We start from the raw sequence: 20,445 nt of genomic DNA, 5'->3' as shown, positions 1-20,445 counted from the left end.
GAGGAGGGGGAAAATTAATGTGAAGAAAAACAAAAAGATTTTATTGACGGGCGCGGCATTCCTTTTTACTGCAATTGTCGTTCTGGTTGGTTTTCTGCTGCGGAATAGCACGGACCAAAATATCATTCTTACGATTAATCATCACAAGGTGACGATAGATGAATTTAATGTGTTTTTACAGGATAGTAAGGCATTAACGATTTCGCATTTCCAGAACAAATACAATGCTGAGTATAACAAGGATTTTTGGCAAACGTCATTTCAAGGAGAAACTCCGATAGAGCATCTTAAAAATAAGGCTCTAAACAAGCTAAAGGAATACAAGGTTGAGCAGATCATGATGCTGGAGGAGGGGGTTGTAGAGGATATAAGCCATCAGCACTTTTTGAAAGCATTAGAAGAAGAAAATCTGCTGCGCCAGCAAAAGTTGAATAGCAATGAACCAATTTATGGGCCCAGGCAATACCAGACTGTTGAATATTTTCAATATTCTCATACGTTAAATCGCCAAAGGCTGATTGATAAGTTGGTTCTGGCGGCGCGTGACGAGCATACAGAAGAGTTTTTTGAGTCCTACTATGAAAAAATTAAGGCGAGGTATTTTAAAAAGCGCAAACGCTTTGACTATGAACAAATTGTTGTTCACAAAACCGAAGACTCCGAACAGCAATTTGATAAGCTGCTATACCTGACATCGAAAGAACCATTATCAACCGAAGAAGCGATAAAACGGGTTGATTTAGAAGCAACCATTGAGCAGAAACATTTGGATATGGCATTGATTTCAAGAGATGACGTATGGAACAGCTTTTTGTTCGAAAGCTTTCTTGAGCTGAAAACAGGCGAGTTTATGGAACTATTGCCTGAATATGAACAGCATGATCTTACGTACCGTTTAACGCATATTTACGATGACGGATATGAAAAGTATGAAGATGTGAAAAATGGAATTCCACAGTATTACATTCAAGAGCTGCTGGAGCAAAGACTGCGGGAAAGCATCAATCAAGCTGAGGTTGTAATTCATGAAAGGGCTTTCAACAATATTCGAATGAATTGAATGAGCAGCTTTGATCACATTTGATTACATGGAGAGGAGGAACTGGCGGCACGTTAGATCAGGAATTTGAATGAATACGCTAAAATTAAAATGAAAGGATGAAATGCATGGGATCAAAACGTATGCGTTATCGGCTTCAGCTTTTGATGGTGTTGTCACTAGTATTGAGCCTGCTTGTACCTGTGGTACAAGCAAACACTAGCATTTTCGCTGCCGATCAGTTGCCGGAATATGCAGTAGACGCAAGTCGCAAGGTTGTAAACTCTTATAACAATCAAGTAAATCTGACAATTAGTGAGCAAGCAGGGGGCGGAGAGCTTGTTCCTCATCCAGACTATTACAAAGCAGTATATGAAACGGATGATCCAGATGTCACGATCGATCAGGAAACTGGGGTCTTGACCTACAAAGGAGCTTTCGATCAAGCCAAGCAAATCGAAGTTAAGGCAACGGTGCAAGAATATGAAAATTTGGTTCATTCCGAGAGCTTCGAGAAAGGCTGGGGCGAATACGCAAGAGAGGAAGAACCTGCTGCCAATCCTGGATCAGGCCCTATTCTTTCAGACAAAGTTGCTTATCACGGCAATGCAGGCGTGCAATATAATGAGACTCCGGCTGTCGAGAAAAGATTTGGATCGCAACAACAAGGCATAGTCACGATGATGTTCTATGATAGCGGCTCTAAAACAGGTAATGCATTAAGAGCAGTAGCGCATGTTGGCAATAAAAGGAATGATATGTTTGCAGGCATGGGAGTATTTTTTGACGGAGGCAGTGTGGGCCAGAAGGAGAACTACTCTGTTAGAGCAAGCAACAGCTTTACTGCATGGATAGATACAGGCATTCCCCGTGCAAAAGGTTGGCATGAGTTCAAATGGGATTACTCCACTGGAACAGACTTGAAAATGTATATCGATGGCCAGCTGGTTCATTCCACAACGTCCATCAAGAGCTTCGACCGGATCAATTTAAGCTTCGTGTGGGATAAAGCTGATGGCCGCGTATTCGGCTTTGACAACATCAAATATGCAGCCAATAGTACGATACTTACAAAACAAGCTGTACCATTGAAAATTACTGTTGAACCTGAAGGAGAAATCGTTCATAGAACGTTCTACATTAGCTCAATTGACGGCAACGATAGCAATGATGGAATGTCCGAGAATACTCCTTGGAAATCCTTGAATCGTGTTATGCAAGCAGCTGGCGAAATGCGTCCTGGTGACAAATATTTGTTTAAAGCAGGAGATGCGTGGACGGGTTCGCTGAAGCTTAACAATATTGCCGGAACGGTAGATGCGCCTATCGTCTTCGACAAATATGGCAGTGATCATTCTGAAGTTCGTCCGATTATTAACGGTAATGGCACCACGTCTACAGAGCCGCTTTCATTATATACGTATTACAGCAGCATCAGAGATAAAACGCAATCTGCAGTAATCGACATGACGGACGTCAGCCATATTGAAATCAATAACTTTGAGCTTACGAACTATTCGCAAACGGTTGTTTCCCAACGCTCCGGGATTGCGATCAAGATGACCGCAACAAACCAGACGGAATGGGAAGCGAATCCGCAGTACGGTATTACCATTCGCAACAACTACGTACACGATGTGAACGGAAATCCAAACGGCCACAAAATGGGCAGCGGCGGTATTTTGCTGTTCGGCAACATCAATGACGTACTTGTTGAGAACAACAAGGTTGTTAACGTAGACATTGAAGGTATTCGCAACGCGGGTCTATATCGCGAAGGCGACACGGATGCGAACTTTCCGCGTGTGCTAAGAAACGTTCAATTTAACAACAATTACGTTCAAGGAACACAAGGCGACGGCATGGTGATGAGCAACGTCGGCGAGCTTGGCCGGATGGAGTATAACACCGTAGTTGAACATTCCAATAAAAATGTGGGCAATGTAAACTATGCGGGTCTATGGGTTATTTGCGTAAAAGATATGATTATGCAATTTAACGAGGTCTATGGAGGACGTTATGGCTATAACGACGGCGAAGCATTCGATATCGACATGTTTAGCCATGGCACGCTTTATCAGTACAACTACAGCCATAACAACAGCGGCGGATTTATGTTGTTCATGCACAGCTCTACCAACTCGCTGGTCCGCTACAACATCAGTGTGAACGACGGTTTTGGCAGCGGTCAGGATATCTTCCACTACTTGCCTGAAAATCCTGATGCGGCGCCGCTTATTCATAACAACACAATCTATGTTGGCGAAGGGATCACTACAAGAATTGTAAGTCCTCGAACCAAGCAGTTCTTAAAGATGTATAACAATATTTTTACGGGTCCAGGCACTTTGAATATGGGATCTCCTACATTCAGCGGCGGGGAAATGAAAAATAACGTTATTTCAGTAGGAGCTACTGACATTCAAGAGACAGGTTACCCCGGACTATCCTTTGGAAGCAACTTGTACATTGATCCTCAGCTTGTTAATCCGGGCGGGGAACCGAGCAATATTATTACGGGCTTGAAACAGTTGGATGCAGAAGCACTTGCAGGCTATAAGCTGAAGGAAAATTCTCCGCTAATTGATGCAGGTCTGGATATGACTGGCTTAACGCCACTTGCATGGGGTTCCGATTCCATCGCGAAGGCAGACTTCTTTCATAATCCTTTGATTGGCACACCGGATATTGGCGCTTTTGAATATCCGAAGTTTGACGTGAACGATGGACAATTTGATGTGAAGCTTTATGAAAGACTTGCCGGTAAACTAAGTGCCGGAGACCCAACGGGCAAAGCGATTACATTCAGCATCACAAAGCAACCGATCAAAGGGTCGCTTCAGATTGTTGACGCAAGCACAGGCGAGTTTGTGTACTATCCAAAGGGAGGAGTAGGACAGGATAAATTCGAGTTTGCGGTAACGAATGGCGAGGAGACATTAACAGGTACGATTACGATTCAAATTTATTTGAACACGGCGGAGAAGGATGTTTATGTCAGACCCTATCATTTGACATTCGATGATCATCTGGAGGATGAGTATGATCCGGATGCAGCTTACACTATGCATGGAGAAGCCAAATATGCTGCCGGTCAGAAGGAGAAAGCGCTTTCGATCAGCAATAGCGCAGCGTTGCCGGTATCGCCAAGGCTTGACTTGGGAGAAGTTCAATACGGAACTGAAACGGATTTCACCATTGCCTTCTGGTTTAATGCTGACCGAGCGCAAAACGGTGTGAACTCTATCTTTATGGGGAACTCCAATTATCAAAACTGGTGGCGGGTCGGTTGGCTGTTTGTTGCGCATAACCGCTTTACAGGACAATCTGGCGGATCGGGCCCGGTCGAACTGGCATTTAACTATCAGACAGAAGGCACCTCTGATGCAGTGACGAATCGGGTTATGGAACCGTTCCGGGGCGCAATGGACGGACAGTGGCACCATATTGCCGTTAGTGTGACGAGAGGCGAGAAGATCGATACGTTCATGGATGGCAAGAAACTGAATACCCTGAACTTGAGCGCTGTTAATCAAGCGTTCGGGACAGTGGACGCAGGTTTGCCTACTGTGATTGGATCTGATGGCAGAGCATCTCAAGAAAACAATACGAACTTTAAGATGGATGAGCTGTTTATTCTGCCGGTTGCGATGACCGAAGCAGAAATTAATGCGCTGATCCAAACCGGCGACTGGGAGCTTCCTGAAGAGCCTGAAGGCATCAATGGTGATGTTAATGGCGATCATGTTATCGATTTGATTGATCTTTCCATCGTGGCCAAATCACTTGGTATTACCCAGTTTGATGAGGCCTGGGATAATGTAAAGAAAGCTGATGTTAACAACAATGGCGTTATAGACATCGAAGATTACGATCTGATCGTAGAACATATTTTCAACTAATATTATGATCAAATAATAAAGGGTGAGGAATAGTGAGTAAGAGGCTGCGGTTTAAGAAGAGCTTGATTTACGTTACTCTGGTCACAATGCTATTTTCAATTTTTCCTTTTCACTCCTTTGCTGCTGAAGCTGAACTTCCTTTAGAAGAAGCCATTGAGGAATCTATTGATTTTCCAGTAGATGAAGCGATTGAAGAAGATGTGAGTGAGGCAGAGGATGAGAATGCAACGGTTGAAGATACGAATAGCAAAGCATCGGACTTTAGCAGCTTGATGCTGCTTGATGATCCATTGTTTCGTACTATGAGTTTGAAGTTTGAAGATAATCTGCAAGATGCGGAGCTGCCTTTAGTAAGCTATACCGCTTTTGGACAAGCAGCTTATGCTGCAGGCAAATATGGAAATTCATTGTATATGAAGCAAAAGAAAATGAAGCCGGCAGAACCTCGCGTTAGCTTAGGTAATGTCGAATACGGCGCGGACCAGGACTTTACGATCGCGTTTTGGTTCAATGCGGATCGAGCAAAAAATAACGTAGACTCCATTGTTCTATCGAATAAAGACTATGCAAACTGGTATAGAGCAGGCTGGGTGTTTACAGCACATAACCGTTTTACCGGACAGGCCAGCGGCTCCGGCAACATTGATCTGGGGTTTAATTTTCAAACACAAGGCTCACCAACTGCAGCGTCTAATCGTATTATGGAACCATTCAAAGGTTCGATGGACGGTCAATGGCATCACATTGCGGTAAGTGTCACTCGCGGTAAAACAATCGAGACGTTTATGGACGGGAAGTCACTAAATGTATTGAGTCTGCCAGCTCTTGGTCAGCCGAATACAACAGTAGACGTTGGCCTGCCGACACATATCGGTGCAACAGGTACAGGTGAGCAGGAAAAAGATTCGGAATTTATGATGGATGATTTGAACATCATTCCACGTGCTTTAACTGAAGCTGAAATCGCAGAATTAATGAAAGAAAGTGTAGTGGAATCTGCATTTGATCAAGCGCTTCTTGCTATGAAGTTTGATGAGAATGCAGTTGACCAATCGAAATATGCCAGAGAGGTTCAATTATTTAATGTGCCTAAATACGGCGTTGGACGTATGGGCAAGTCCATTAGACTTGGCAACTATGAAGATACGGCAGTGAAATATGCGGATGCCGGTAATATCACATACGGAAGCAAGAGCTTTTCTATGGGCTTTTGGCTAAAAATAAACCAAGCGGAAGATATTAACAATCTGGCTTCCATCCTTGGCAACACTGTTGATGAAAATACGGGTTGGATGTTCGGTGTTAATGCAGATAATGAGCTGCAATGGAAAATCAAAGGGGCCGACTCCGTTCAAGCGCAAACGATCCATGCAGCAGATGCTGATCTTGGCAAGTGGCATCATTATACGATCATTCAAGACCGCTCAAGTGCACAATCAAAAATTTATGTTGATGGCAATCAAGTTCATCAGGGCCCGCTAAATGTACAAGGAACAGTTGATCCGGGGACATATTCTACCAAGATCGGTGTGGATGGCAATGGTGTTCCAGGCGCAGGTGCGCTGGACTTTTTGCTTGACGAGCTTTACATTTTTGAAGGAGCGCTCAGCGAAAGTGATGTAGAGACGCTTTACAACATGGCTCCTCCAATTCCGGAAGAAGAAGTATCTGGCGAACTGGTATTTTTCGGTGCTGAGCATTCCATCGCGGACAGCTTAATGCGTATGAACCTTACCTCTAGATTTAAGCGTCAAATCGATCGTGCAAGCACTCTTCATACGACCATTATGTATGATCCGGATAAATTCGAATTTATTAGGGCATATGCTCAAGACACCAGACAAACGATTCAAGTATTAAGCAATGAAAATGGCAAGCTTGAGCTTAAAATCTCCGGTGTGATTCATAAACCGTCCACTCATGAATTTGAGTATCGCGAATCCAAAATGGCTATCCTGGACTTCAAAACGATCTCTGAATCCGGAGAGGGAAGAGTGGCCATTACCGAAGCGTTATTTAGTGATGCGGCTGAGACCGTTTTCTTTGAAAATGCAGCCAGCTTTACGCTTGGTGAGAAAATAGTACAAATTCATAACAAGGAAGCACTGGATCTGAACAAAGACGGCTTGATTACTGTAAGCGATATTGCAGCAGGTCTGGAAGCGAATGTTAGCCAGGATATACTTGGGAAAATTGCTGAGCAATCCAGAATAATGCCGTACAAACGCGTATTGTTCATCGGCATGGATGGCGGAGGCAACGTTGTAAGAGGTAAAGATTCTCCATTCTGGAGCAGTCCGAACCAACAGGTGCAGCCAGTCGGCGACTTGCTCAACATTCCATTTATTCGCGGCTTAATTGAAAGCGGAGCGGTGAGCTACGACGTTAGAACGGTTATGCCGTCTACCTCCACACCTAACTGGGTAGCGATGATTACGGGATTAGATTTTGAACATCATGAGGTTGACAACTGGAGCTCTGCTAAAAATCGCTATAGCAGCAGCTCGATGTACATGGATGGTCACCATGCCGGGACAATCCATCGTACATTGAACGAGACTTGGCCACAGCGGCGTACAGCGTACTTCTCTGTATGGTTTGATGCGATTTATGGTCACGTTGAACAGAATTTGGGTGCTGAGCTTGTCCGCGGCTTGAACAATGATGATTCCTACACGTTAAACAATACACTGGATTTCGTCAGAAGCGGCAAGTTAAAGGATACTAGCTTTATTCATGTTACGTTTGACGAAACGGATACGACTGGTCATAGCAAGGGCTTTTATTCCAGAGAATATTACGAGAAGATGAACCTGACGGATACTAGAATAAAGCAGGTTGTTGACGAAGTGGCCAGGCAAGGCTTGCTTGAGGATACACTTATTCTTATGAGCGCAGACCATGGCGGCGGTATGCCGCAGCAAGATGGCACAATTAAAAACTGGACACAGCATGGTTACGATAATGATCTGAACCGTACTGTATTTATGGCTGCTAACGGCCGGACCGTAGCGACCGAAGAACTTGGCGAGAAGCTGCTGAAAGGCGGAAACACTTATGACATCTATGCGATTGTTCTTCGAGCGCTGGGTTTAGAGCAAGATGATACACGTGATGCCAAAGTGCCGGAAGGATTATTCCTGGAGCAAACGGAGCTTAACAATTCCGAAGCTGCCAATGTACTTTTTTATACGCTTCCATCTGCTGGCAACGAGACTGTATATAAGCTTGCAATGAATAACATAAGGCCTGGCACATTTGTTGCCGAGTTTGAACTGGAGGCAACGGGCGGGGCGTTTGACGATATTGCGGTTGAACCGGAAGATGGAGTGGAAATTATCCGCTTCGCCGAGAAGGCAGATGGCAAGCTGCAATTGATCGTTGCAAAGAATAATGGATTTGCAGATAATGAGCCAATATTGGCCGTTAAACATGCCGCAGGCAAGCTGGCGATTACGCAAGCGATGGTTGTAGATCAGCGAGGACAAGAGTCACTGCCTAACTTGCGCCAAGGAGAGGTTCCAGATCCGATAAACGTATCCTTCATCAAGGCTCCAGAAACAGCAGAAAAAGGCGATGTTATCGATGTTGTGATTGGCCTGGAAAACCTTCAAGCAGGAGTGATCGGCCATGAATATATACTTGAGTACAATGCGGATGCATTTGTTCTCGAAACAGTTGCGCTTGACGAGAGGATTTCTCCAGACGATGCGATTCTGCGTTACAATGCAACGGCAGGCAAGGTTCATATCCTTATTACCGGCAATGCCAAGGCGCTTGATCAATCAGGCGCGCTGTCAGTGATACAGCTTAAATCACTTAAAGATTCTGCGAATTCTATTGAATTATTGACGCTATCCGGTTTTGTTTCTGACGGGGTTGTAAAGGTGCCCGTTCAATTGTTTGAAACGGAAATCGAACTGCTTGAATCAATTGATGACAAGGTTGCGCCTGCATGGCCTGCTGTCAGCTTGCTGTCTGCTTCAAATTTAACCAAAACAAGCTTGACCTTAACGTGGACGCGCGCAACAGATAATGTCGGCGTAACCCAATATAAGTTGACTTGGGAAGGCGGAAGCAAGGAAGTTGCCGGTAATGTGAACAAAGCAGATCTTATCAACCTGCAACCAGGCAAAAAATATACCTTTAAGGTTGAAGCGGCAGATGCAGCCGGAAATTGGACAACGGATGGACCAAGCATTGAAGTTGCAATGATGCCTGCAAGCAGCGGCGGAGGCGGAGTTATTATTCCTCCAGCAGAAAAGCCAGATCCAGGCAAGCCGGGAGGCGGCACGGATGGCGAAACTGAAGAACCGGAAGAACCGGAAGAGCCATCCAAAGTTGAAGAAACAAGCTTTACTGATGTTAAAGGACACTGGGCGACTGATGCTATCAAACGCGCGGCAGAGCTTAATATCGTTAAAGGCTATCAAGATCAGACCTTCAGACCAAACGCCGCAGTAACACGTGCTGAATTTGCCGTTATGCTGGCTAATGCATTTAAGTGGAATGTTGCTGGAGAAGCAATTGATTTCCAGGATCATGGGCAAATCAGTGACTGGGCTAGGAAAGCTATTGCTCAAGCGATTGAGCTAGGAATTGTGAAGGGCTACAGTGATGACACCTTCCGCCCGAACCAGCAAATTAGCCGTACAGAAATGGCAGTTATGCTTGCACGTGCAATGGATATATCGCTTGACGATGTATCTAACAACACTGGATTTGCTGATGATGGAGCAGTACCGATATGGGCGAAGAGCGCAGTGAAAGCTTTACACCAAATTGGTATTATCCAAGGTCGCAGCCATAATCACTTCGTGCCAGACGGCATTGCTACTCGAGCGGAAGTCGTAACCATTATTATGCGTGTAATTGAGCAATAAGCGTTAATCAATCCTTTAGCTTAACTGATTATTAATAAGCGCAATGTGATCGAACAGCCACATCACATTGCGCTTTTTTTTGAATTACAAGACTTTATAAGTTTTCACTATAAACTTGTTCTGATAATTCATCGGTAAACGCGCCTTTCCAAAGGACGGCGGAAGCCGTTTATCCTTGTCTGATTAAAACAACATTCATATTTTCGAAGGTAAAAAAAGTGCACATTCAAGTACAAATCGTCAGCTTTTTGGCTGTTCCGGGCGTACTATAATAAATTTATAATCATACAAAATCAGGATGAGGGGAGAACAATATGCAGGGGAATGCTCAACCCGGGGTCTCGCTGAAAAAAACAGAAGCGAAAAAAGTATTTTGGACGAGTTCTCGGAAAGAAACGCTGTTAGGGTGGTTATTTATAGCTCCTGAGACGATTGGTATTGTAGTGCTGGGAGCTTTTCCTTTGCTTTTTTCGCTATACTTAAGCTTTACCAGTTGGGATCTGGTCTCAGGTTTTAAAGGTATTACATTTGCCGGGTTTGATAACTACGTCAATCTGTTCCAGGAATCGAAGTTTTATAAAACGCTAAAGAACAATTTATTGTATACGGCAGCAACCGTACCGCTTAGTATAATTTTTGCAATGGTCATTGCGGTCGTGATACATTCGGTTTTGTATTTTAAAAGTTATTTTAAAGTCGTATTTTTTATCCCTTATATCGCGACGACAGTTGCGGTAGCCGCCGTATTCTCTGTGCTGTTTCACCCGTCCCAAGGGGTCGTCAACAATATATTAATGACTCTTGGTATTATGGATCCGCCGAAATGGTTGGGAAGCACCGACTATGCATTGTGGAGCATTATCATTATTGCCGTATGGCAAGTCATCGGCTACAACGTTGTTATTTATTTGGCGGGGCTAACCGCTATTCCGGATGATCTGTATGAAGCGGCGGAAATCGACGGTGCCAACAAATGGAAGCAATTTACGCGCATTACCGTCCCAATGCTGGGAACAACAACGTTTTTCCTGACAATCACCTCGGTCATCAATTCGTTCAAGGTGTTTGACTTGGTCGCTTTCCTGACCGGCGGCGGTCCGAGAAATGCCACGAATGTATTGGTCTATTATCTTTATGAGGAAGGCTTCCAAAAGTTTCGCATGGGATACGCAGCTACGCTATCTTGGGTGCTGTTCATTGTGATCGGGGTAATAACGTTGCTGACTGTCAGAATGCAGCGGAATCAATATTGAGGAAAGGTGTTGTCCATGACACAGTTAAAAGTATCAAAAGTGATAGCTACATTGTTGATGGGGCTCCTTTCCCTGGTGTTCCTGTCGCCGCTGCTTTGGATGTTATCTGCAGCTTCTAAGGTCGAGAAGGATGTTATGAAGTTTCCCATACAGTGGATCCCTGCCGAATGGAACTTGATCAACAACTTCAAAACGGTATGGTACGGCAATGTTCCATTCGGACATTATTATATGAACTCCATTAAGATTGCCGTGATCACGACAGCCCTTACGCTGATCTTCTCATCTTTGGCCGGCTTTTCGTTCGCCAAGATGAAGTTCCGTTACAAGAACGTCGTATTTTTCTTATTGCTCTCGTTTTTTATGATTCCTGCGGAATCGACATTAGTGCCGCGTTATGTGCTGATCAAATGGCTGGGGCTTTATAATACGCATGCTGCCCTGATAGTCATGACCGCCTTCTCGATTCCTTTGACCTTTCTGATGCGGCAATTCATGCTGGGCATCAATCAGGAATTTATCGAAGCGGGTAAAATAGACGGAGCAGGCCTGTTCCGGATTTATTGGCAGATTGTCCTGCCTATGGCGAAGCCGATTCTGGCCACCGCCGGTATTCTGAAGTTTATGTGGTCCTGGAATGACTATCAGAATCCTCTTATTTTCCTTATGGACAGCAAGCTATATACGGTCCCGTTAGGCATTCAATCCTTCCAGGGGATGTACAGCACCAGTTACGCGGCGATCATGATGGCTGCCGTCTCGGCTATTCTGCCATTGCTGCTGGTCTTTATCATTTTGCAGAAGCAAGTTATTAAAGGGATCACGGTAGGGGGAGTAAAAGGATAAAGTAAAATAAGTGCACGTAAATGCAAAGATTGTACACGCTATTATTATACTTGGCATTGTAAGATACGGAAGAGGTATAAATGGTATATGAAAAAGGGAGGAAAAAAGAATGAAAACGGTTAAATTTTTGGCTATAATGATATTGGTTATTGGACTGCTTGCAGGATGCGGTTCATCTAACAACAAGGGGAACAATCAGGGGACAGCTACGGAACCGCCGCAACCGACGGCGTCGAGCGAACAGAACAACAATGAAAACGAAAAGCCAAAAGATGTGACTATCAAATATTATAGCTGGGAAGACGGAGTAGCGGAAGAAAAAACAATGGAAAAAATAGCTAACTTCGAGAAAGAGTTTCCTCATATCAAAGTTGAATACGTGAAGCTGGTTACGAATGCAAACAGCACGGATTTCTATCAGAAGCTTGACATTATGGCTGGTACGGGAGAAGCAATCGACGTTGTTGCTTTCTCGCATGTTGATTTCTTGATCGAGCGTGCCGCACGCGGCATTCTGACTCCGATTAACGAATATTTGGACGCGGACGGCATCAAGCCGGCGGACGAGTTCTTCATTAATCCGATCTATGACGGTAACGTATACGGCATTCAAGATTTGGCACAGCCATGGCTCGTAGCTATTAACAAGCAAGCATTGGAAGATGCTGGGCTGGAAGTTCCGGTTTGGGGCTGGACATGGGATGATTTCCGCGATTATGCACAAAAAATGACCAAAGACGGACAATACGGCACGTATTTCCACACATGGGGCGAATATGCAAGCTTCCCAGCGTATAACGAATTGCCGCATCCGTATTTAAAAGAAGACGAAACGCCTGTATTTGGTGAAAAAGTGTTTGCTGACTACCTCGATATGCGCCGTGCTATGGAAGAAAGCAAATCTGTTAAACCATTCTCCGATGTTATTGCATCCAAGCTGCATTATGCATCAGAGTATTTGAACGGTGAAGCGGCAATGGTTCCGGCGGGCTCTTTCCTGATCGGCATGATCAAGGACAAGGAAAAGTATCCGCATGATTTCCAAACGGTATTTGCACCGCTGCCTCGTTCTTCTGAAAATGTGGAGATCGGTTCTTCCTATGTAGGCGGACATTACAATGCGATCGGAGCCAATTCCAAACACAAGAAGGAATCATATGACTTCATCAAGTTCTTGGCGCAGCAAACGGACGTTATCACTGACTTCCCGGGTTCCAAAAGTGTAGATGCAGGACTTGTCATCTCCAGCATGGCAGGTGGCTTTGAAAACTTGATCGATGTGGAATCTCTCAAAAATACGGTGTACGATAGCCGTGTAAATATCCCTTATGATCCTACTTTCTCCACAGCTTATTCCAGCCAACTGAAGAAAGTGTTGGAGGAAGGCCTCAGCATGTTCTTGCTGGACAAAGCGTCAGCTGCAGACACGCAAGCGTGGATGGTTTCGGAAGCCAACAAAATTATTGAGCAATCCAAGTAACGACCGTTCACAATTTATACATAGTAAAGGTAACCTTATAAAGGTTGCCTTATTATGTATTCTAGGGTAACATTTCGTCACATCAATAAGGCCACTGGATGGAGGGAAGGGAACGGAATGATGAAGTGGTTTCAGAAGTATTCGTTTTATTCGCGCATCCAGTTGTCGCTACTATTCTTCATCTTGCTCCCTCTTGTCAGTGCCAGTTTGCTTGCCTATATAGTTATCAAAGATATTACGCTTGAGAAGGTAAAAGCTTCTCAGCATAATGTAATCACGATGATTGCCCACGATTTGTCCAAATCGATGGAGGACGTGATTTATACCAACAATTTAATCAGCTTCAACAAAAACGCAAGTTTCCTGGAATCCCTGAGAAGCTTTAAAGATGTAGCGGTTTTGCAATCCTCGAAAAATTACGAAAACCTAATGTATATTACGGATTATATCGATCTGGTGTTTTCCAAAACATCAGGAATGAAAGCCTCTATTTTTTATCTGAATCAGCAGGGCTATATTGTGTACGGCAACAACAATGAACTCGACTATCGTTCGCTTAAAACCTGGGTGGCCCAGGAAGCCGTCTCCGACTGGATCACTCATGCAAATCCCAATCAGTTGCAATGGATGATGGCGGAGAATCTCAAGGTAAGCAATTTGCGGAAATCGGATTCCTTCTATATGGCCATGCGTCCCGTTAAACATATATATACGGGCGAGCGGCTGGGGACATTGTTTATCGGTATTCCAATTCATTATTTTCAAGAAGTGATGTCTTCTGTTAATTTTGGGCAAATCGATCTGGTTAATGAGAAGGGCGAAGAAGTTTTCTCTTATAAGATGGAGGGAACAGATGCAATTTCTAGTGACAATCAGGTAGAACTCCGGTCAATTGTTTCTAATACAGGCTGGGAATTGATCTATCGGTTTTCCAACAAAGAAATTACTAAAGAACTAACCTATGTGTTTCGGATACATATTTTGCTGATTACGATTTGCTTCATTCTTTTTATATTCATTTCCATCTTTATCGGAAGGCAGCTTTATCGCCCGCTGGACAAACTGCGCCGAGTAGCTGAAAATTTTGGCGAGGGAGATCGTGTCGTCCGCTTCCCGGCCAAAGGCAAAGACGAGTTGTCCATTCTCGGGATTGCATTCAATAACATGCTGGACAGAATCAACCGTCTGCTCTTGAACATTGAACAGGAGCAGGAAGAAAAAAGGGTAATTGAATTGCAGGCATTGTTTGCGCAAATTCAGCCTCATTTTCTGCTTAATACGTTAAATTCGATCAAATGTAACCTAATGTTAAAAGGGGATCAGGTGCACGGCGGACAGCTCGGATCATTGATGAGTTTACTGCGGGCATATATGCGGGTTAATGAGATGTGTTCGTTGGAAGACGAATGCAGGCTGCTGATGGACTATACCCGTATATTGAAGATGCGTACCGAAATGGACTTTCAATTTCTCATACACATTCCTGATGAATGGAAATCGTTTATGGTGCCAAGGCTGATGTTGCAACCTATGGTAGAGAATGCAATTATTCATGGCTTCTCCAAACTTCCCGATTATCCCGCCAATCCGGCCATACGGGTAGATGTATATTGTTTAGAAGGCACCCTGGTGATCGATGTCGCAGATAATGGCAAAGGGGCGCCCGTCGATACGTTGGCTAACCTGCGATCCATTCTGGAAAATGATAAAGAGCCGGCAGCATCCAATCAGAATATCGGGTTGCCCAATGTGTTACGCAGGCTGCAACTGACATTCGGAGGTTCCGCCTCTATCCGAATTTATGAAAATACGGACAATGGAATAACAGTGTCCACACGTATTCCATTATCAGATGGCAAAGAAGGTGATCAGATTGAGAAAAGTAATGATCATAGATGATGATGTGCCGATGCTCCGCTATTTGGAACAAATAATTCAATGGGAAGAGTTGAATTTGCAAGTTGTGGCCACTGCCTTCTCCAGTGTCAAGGCGCTTGAGATATTTCGGGAGAAAAATCCGGATATTGTAATTTCAGATATTGGGATGCCGCAAATTGACGGAATCGAGCTGGCTTCCCGGATTCGCGAGATCAACTCCGCAGTACGCATTATATTTGTGACATGCCATGAGGATTTTGGTTATGCCAGAAGCGCTGTGCGTCTGCAGGCTGACGATTATTTGATCAAGGACGAATTAACACCGAAGAAACTGAGCAACAGCTTACAGAAAGCATCCAGAGTGGCCGATGAATTGCGGGATCGCATCGATCAATTGTCCTTCAGAGAAGAACTGGAACACCATCGTGATCAAGTCAAGAAACAACTGTGGCGTCAACTTGTAGGGAAGATGGATGAGCAGCGGTTGCAGCAATTGCTGGAGAAGGTCGGGATACGTTGGGAACTTCCGCGTTTCATGCTGGCCGTGGTGGCGATCGATTACGCCTCATTGCTAGAGCATTATCGCTATGAGGATATGGATCTGATTCATTATGCCTTCTTTAATATTGCGGAAGAGACGGCAGGCACTTGGTCGCCTGTCACAATTATTCCGCTGGAGCAGGCAGGGAAATTTGTATTTATTCTGAATTATAAGCCCAACTTGGCGGTTAATATCCATAAAGAATTTGAGACATACTTGGAGAGGCTCCGTCTGAAAATCAAAGATTACTTGAAGATTGAAATGAGAGGCGCTATCAGCGGCGAACTGCACGGTCTGGGCGCGCTAAAGGCGGCATATGAACGATTGATGGAATTTCAGAGAATGATTTATTACGAAGACTCGACCGTCTCCCATATGCCCGATGAACCGCTTCCGGTATGGACGGCGGACGATCAGGAATTCAAGAGGTACAAGGAAGAGCTGTTGTTGGCCAATGAAAAGCGGAGTTTGAGCGCGTTGGAGACAGTAGTGGAGCAGATGGAGCATTATGCCCGGATCGTCATGCTGAATCCAAAGTCGTTCTGGTATCATTTGTCTCAGATGTTGCGGGCGCTGGACTATGAATGGAATTTTCAATACGATAAGGAAAATTTGTATACGCTGTTGCCGCATACCGTTTCCTCCCGGGAAGCTGTTCTGCTGGCCAAGCAGCATATAAACAAGATTGGGGGCGCTCAGGTCAAGGAGCGCAAGGAATTGACCAGAGAACCCAGATTGCACGAGATCAATGAATATATTACTATCAATTTGGCTGAAAACGTTTCATCGGTTTCAGTGGCCAATCATCTGTTCCTGAACCCGAGCTATTTCTCCCGCTATTTCAAGAAAATTGCAGGCGTTAACTTTACCGAATATGTGCATAGATACAAGATGAATATTGCCAAGCAATTGTTTGAGCAGGGCGAAGCGGTGGAGATGGTTGCGATTAAGCTGGGGTACTCGGATCGGACGTATTTCTCCAAAGTATTCAAAAAATATATCGGAATTAGTCCGCAGGACTACAAGTCTACCAAATAGACGAAAAAATACGATTTCGAGATTGAGGTTTTCTGAGACCGCAGACGACAAAAGACAAGGCCATCATGCGATGACCTTGTCAAACTGTTGAAAAACCCTTTATATTGGTAAATATATACAATCGTTACCCATTGCCTCAATTATGTGGAAATAACATCTCAACATAATATAATGCCACCCCACTTATAGCAAAGCGAGGTGGCATTGATTTTTTACGTGGTAACGGTAATAGTCGGTGCAGAAATAGTTGGCTCTGTAGTAATTGCAGATGTCGTATTGGAGAAATCTGCAACCTCTAAAACCACCGGAGTACCTGCAATAATTTGATTAGTCGATAAAACCAACTGGCTTGTACTAAGGGTAGACAATCCGCCTTCTTGCAGCACACCGTTTGAATATACATTGTAATATCCATTCGTTGGCGGTGCTGGAAGGGCACTCACTGCTGCACCATTGTCGTCCACGAAACTATCTGCCAGGATGGTTGTATCTGTTGCTCCAATCATTCCACTTTCCACGACTGCAACGTAACGTGTTACAGATGGATTCACTGTGGTTGTAACTTCGCCGTCTGAAGCAATAGGCTGGGAAGCTGTCGCGGTGACATATAACTTTACGAGACTTGCGGCCATGTTCATCACCTCCTTTCGGCGAGACCGTGACTTTACCCAACTAATACTCACAAACTGAGCGGTTATCGGAACACCTTTTACGGGAACATCTGTTGTTTTTAGTTTCATTTTCCCTTTACTGAATTTGTAGTTGACGGAAGGCTGTAACACGCCATTGACGTAGAGGCTCACAAATGAAACTTTACGCGGGTCTGGGATATAGTTCTTCCCGTATCCCTTTATATGGTCATTATTTGTATAAGTTCTTTTGACGCCATCAGACACCGTATAGAATGTGTTAACCTTTGTTTGAATGACACGTTTTTTCTTCGTGTTCTTCCTACGATGTCCTCTATGTTTTTTACAGCTACAAGAAAAATAACATTTGCAGCAGCAATAGACATTCCGTTTCATTGTTTCTCCTTTCCCTTCGCTATGAGTTATTAATTTCAGTAAATTCAAATTCGTCTGGATGCGAAACGGACAGACACCTGCTCAAAATATCAATATTTAAGAGACATGGTCACGGCATCAAAATTGAGAGTAATATTCCAGCATTCGTACATTCCTTGGAATCGTGCGCGAATGCTATATTTTTGAGTTGTATGAGAAGGGATTTTGCCAATCTATGTCGAATCGATAGATGATAGAATCGACATAGGGGGTTGAGTACGATTGTTACGTAACAAAATAATAAGTGCCATCCTAGGCGCTACTTTGCTTTTCGGCTCCATTGATGCGGCATATGCTGCCAATAAGGCGGATCAAATAGAATATGCCAGAAGTACGGTGGACGTGTTGAATGTACGCACAGAGCCGAATTTATCGGCATCCATCATCCGAAAGATAGGAAAGTCAACCCGGTATGAAGTGCTTGATAAGCAGAGCGATTGGGTGAAAATTCGTTTATCGAAGGAAAGTATCGGCTGGGTATACCAAGAATACATACAATATGAAAGCTCCAAGCCGGCTCAGTCGAAGGGGACAGAAGCAGATACGAGTCTGAAGCAGCCGACCATCGTTCATATTACTGATGTGACAAATTTGCGCAGCGGCCCGGGAACCGATTATAAAATTATCGGCAAGGCACAGCCAGGCCATACCTACTCGATCATCAGTACTGAGGGGGAATGGTACAAAGTATCTCTTCCGAATAAAAGCACAGCTTATGTTGCAAGCTGGGTCGTAAATACTGATTTCTCGAAACGAAATGGCAATGTTACAACATCTTCGAAAAAGGACGAGAATTTCGCTCCGATGTTATTTATTTATCATACTCATAATAGAGAATCTTGGAAAAACATCGCACGTAATACAAAGGGCTCTTCTGTTGACGACCCGGTCGAAAATATTACATTGGTAGGGATGCGCCTCGATCAGCTATTGGAGGAAAAAGGCATTCCTGCATTATCCAGTCAAGATGATTTCGCTGAACAGCTGAAGCAGGAGAAGCTGAGTTATAGTCAATCATACTCGGTATCACGCAAAGCTATTGAAAAGGCTAGAAAAGACTATCCGTCGCTTTCCTATTTCTTCGATATCCACCGAGATGCAGACGTTCCGCGTGAGAAAACCACGATTACGATCGAAGGTAAAACATATGCGCGAATTTTGTTCGTGATCGGTACCGGACACCCTCGTTACAAGGAAAACAAAGCTTTCGCCGAATCGTTAAACAAGCTGTTAAATGAAAAGTACCCGGGATTATCGCGCGGCATTTTAACCAAAAGCGCTGATAAAGGGAATGGAGAATACAATCAGTCGATTTCCCCGGGCAGCATATTGTTGGAGATCGGGGGAACGAACAACACGCTCCAAGAAAGCTTGCATACTTCCGAAGCGATTGCCGATGTATTCGCACAATATTTGAACGCTGGCAAATGATTCTTTCGCCTGAATAAAATATTAATTTGATATTAAATTTTGTAAAAAGAGGCGCGAAGCATGATGGATGAGCTAATTCATTATTTGAAGGAATGTGAAATAGAAACAGTTGATTTAGACAATTTAACGTTGCCAGCGAAAAAGGACGGAAAGCATGGCTTGTTAGTTCTGCCCTGCTATAATTTGGTGGAAATGCTTGAAGAGGTGTTTGACGAAGAAGAATCGCTTACGGCTTATGTCCACAATCAGCTGGCAAAGGTTCATAGCTTAAGCGCAGAAGATGCATGGCGGAAAATCGTAGAGTCTCAGCTTTATTATACGGATCTTCCTGCAGACCAGAAAAATTTGGACGGGAAAGGCTTTGAAGGAATCTACCAAGCCTATAAATTGATATGGGAAGGGCATGAGCTATTAAACGAACAGCTTTGTGAAGCGGAGACGGAGCCTTTCATTTTAAATTATTCGTGGATTCAGAGTAAAATAGAAGATGAAGACAAGAAGCTGATCGTATTGGCATTGTCGCCAGAGTCCGGCTTTGAAGCGCCGTTATGGGTTCCGATGGGAGGTTTTAATGAATGTCCGCTTCCTGAATACCAATCGGTTATTATGAAACATTGGCAGGAAAACTACGAGACAAGAGCGCTTGCGGTGTCGGATGATACTTGGGTTTTACAAGCCGGAAGAAAACCGTCGACACAAGAGGAAGCATTAAAGCTCGCTAAAGAGCATTTTATGTTTTGCCAATATGTTTTGGAAAGCTATCCGACGCTGGGGCATTATGCCGACTATTTACTGAAGCACGATGTGTGGTATTTTTGGTGGGATTGAATACGATTATAGCTTATAGAGTTACGAAATCAGGCAGCCCGATGAGGGCTGTTTTTTTATTTGTTTAGGAAATTATGCATCAGTTAAAATTGTGGATAAGTATATCGATATGCAAATCGCTCTCGGAGGATTTGCTATCTGCCGCCATGCTGTAACATGAAGTATACATAGCAGTGCAACAGGGATGATGAAGGGCAGTTCTATACGTTTGGTGTACGATGCAGCTATTGAGCTCGAGTGAATCCTAATGATACGGACAATG

At 44.1% G+C, this 20,445-nt stretch carries 11 protein-coding genes; 10 read left to right on the top strand and 1 reads right to left on the bottom strand.

Annotated features, from left to right (window positions below; translation table 11 throughout):
- Positions 1-19 precede the first annotated feature (19 nt).
- The 8 genes from ACRRU2_RS13915 to ACRRU2_RS13880 all read left to right on the top strand — a co-directional run bounded on the left by ACRRU2_RS13915 (position 20) and on the right by ACRRU2_RS13880 (position 16,860).
- Positions 20-1,060 carry a hypothetical protein gene (locus ACRRU2_RS13915; protein ID WP_432502479.1) on the top strand — a complete coding sequence of 347 codons (1,041 nt, stop codon included), beginning with the start codon at positions 20-22 and terminating at the stop codon, positions 1,058-1,060.
- 107 nt (positions 1,061-1,167) lie between these two features.
- On the top strand, positions 1,168-4,941 hold the full coding sequence (locus tag ACRRU2_RS13910) for a LamG-like jellyroll fold domain-containing protein (protein ID WP_432502477.1): 3,774 nt from the start codon (positions 1,168-1,170) through the stop codon (positions 4,939-4,941).
- Between the two features lie 32 nt (positions 4,942-4,973).
- Positions 4,974-9,824 (top strand): S-layer homology domain-containing protein, encoded by a 4,851-nt coding sequence (locus ACRRU2_RS13905; RefSeq protein ID WP_432502475.1) that lies wholly within the window; start codon positions 4,974-4,976, stop codon positions 9,822-9,824.
- A 314-nt stretch (positions 9,825-10,138) separates the two neighbouring features.
- The gene (locus ACRRU2_RS13900) at positions 10,139-11,077 is read left to right on the top strand and encodes a carbohydrate ABC transporter permease (RefSeq protein ID WP_331698515.1); all 939 of its coding nucleotides are present in this window, start codon (positions 10,139-10,141) and stop codon (positions 11,075-11,077) included.
- Positions 11,078-11,092: 15 nt separating this feature from the next.
- A complete protein-coding gene (locus ACRRU2_RS13895) occupies positions 11,093-11,923 on the top strand; it encodes a carbohydrate ABC transporter permease (protein WP_432502472.1) in 831 nt (276 codons plus the stop codon).
- A gap of 109 nt (positions 11,924-12,032) precedes the next feature.
- Positions 12,033-13,403, top strand: a complete 1,371-nt coding sequence (locus tag ACRRU2_RS13890; RefSeq protein ID WP_331698513.1) for an ABC transporter substrate-binding protein — start codon at positions 12,033-12,035, stop codon at positions 13,401-13,403.
- Between the two features lie 117 nt (positions 13,404-13,520).
- Complete coding sequence (locus tag ACRRU2_RS13885) at positions 13,521-15,302, top strand: sensor histidine kinase (protein ID WP_432502469.1); 1,782 nt, start codon at positions 13,521-13,523, stop codon at positions 15,300-15,302.
- The gene (locus ACRRU2_RS13880; RefSeq protein ID WP_432502466.1) at positions 15,277-16,860 is read left to right on the top strand and encodes a response regulator transcription factor; all 1,584 of its coding nucleotides are present in this window, start codon (positions 15,277-15,279) and stop codon (positions 16,858-16,860) included. The genes ACRRU2_RS13885 and ACRRU2_RS13880 overlap by 26 nt, the downstream gene beginning before the upstream one ends.
- A 212-nt stretch (positions 16,861-17,072) precedes the next feature.
- Here ACRRU2_RS13880 and ACRRU2_RS13875 read toward each other — a convergent pair whose 3' ends face one another.
- Positions 17,073-17,885, bottom strand: coding sequence for a DUF4183 domain-containing protein (locus ACRRU2_RS13875; RefSeq protein WP_432502464.1), 813 nt, complete (start codon positions 17,883-17,885; stop codon positions 17,073-17,075).
- Positions 17,886-18,146: 261 nt separating this feature from the next.
- On the opposite strand from ACRRU2_RS13875, the gene spoIIP reads away from it, so the two are divergent.
- Complete coding sequence (gene spoIIP, locus ACRRU2_RS13870) at positions 18,147-19,355, top strand: stage II sporulation protein P (RefSeq protein WP_432502462.1); 1,209 nt, start codon at positions 18,147-18,149, stop codon at positions 19,353-19,355.
- A gap of 60 nt (positions 19,356-19,415) precedes the next feature.
- Positions 19,416-20,183, top strand: a complete 768-nt coding sequence (locus ACRRU2_RS13865) for a DUF4253 domain-containing protein (RefSeq protein ID WP_432502460.1) — start codon at positions 19,416-19,418, stop codon at positions 20,181-20,183.
- The last annotated feature ends 262 nt before the right edge of the window (positions 20,184-20,445 follow it).

Origin of the sequence: Paenibacillus sp. GXUN7292 (genome assembly GCF_050864975.1) — a bacterium.
GTDB lineage: Bacteria > Bacillota > Bacilli > Paenibacillales > Paenibacillaceae > Pristimantibacillus.
Note: the sequence above shows the minus strand (reverse complement) of the source record. Positions and strands in the feature narration are given on the sequence as shown.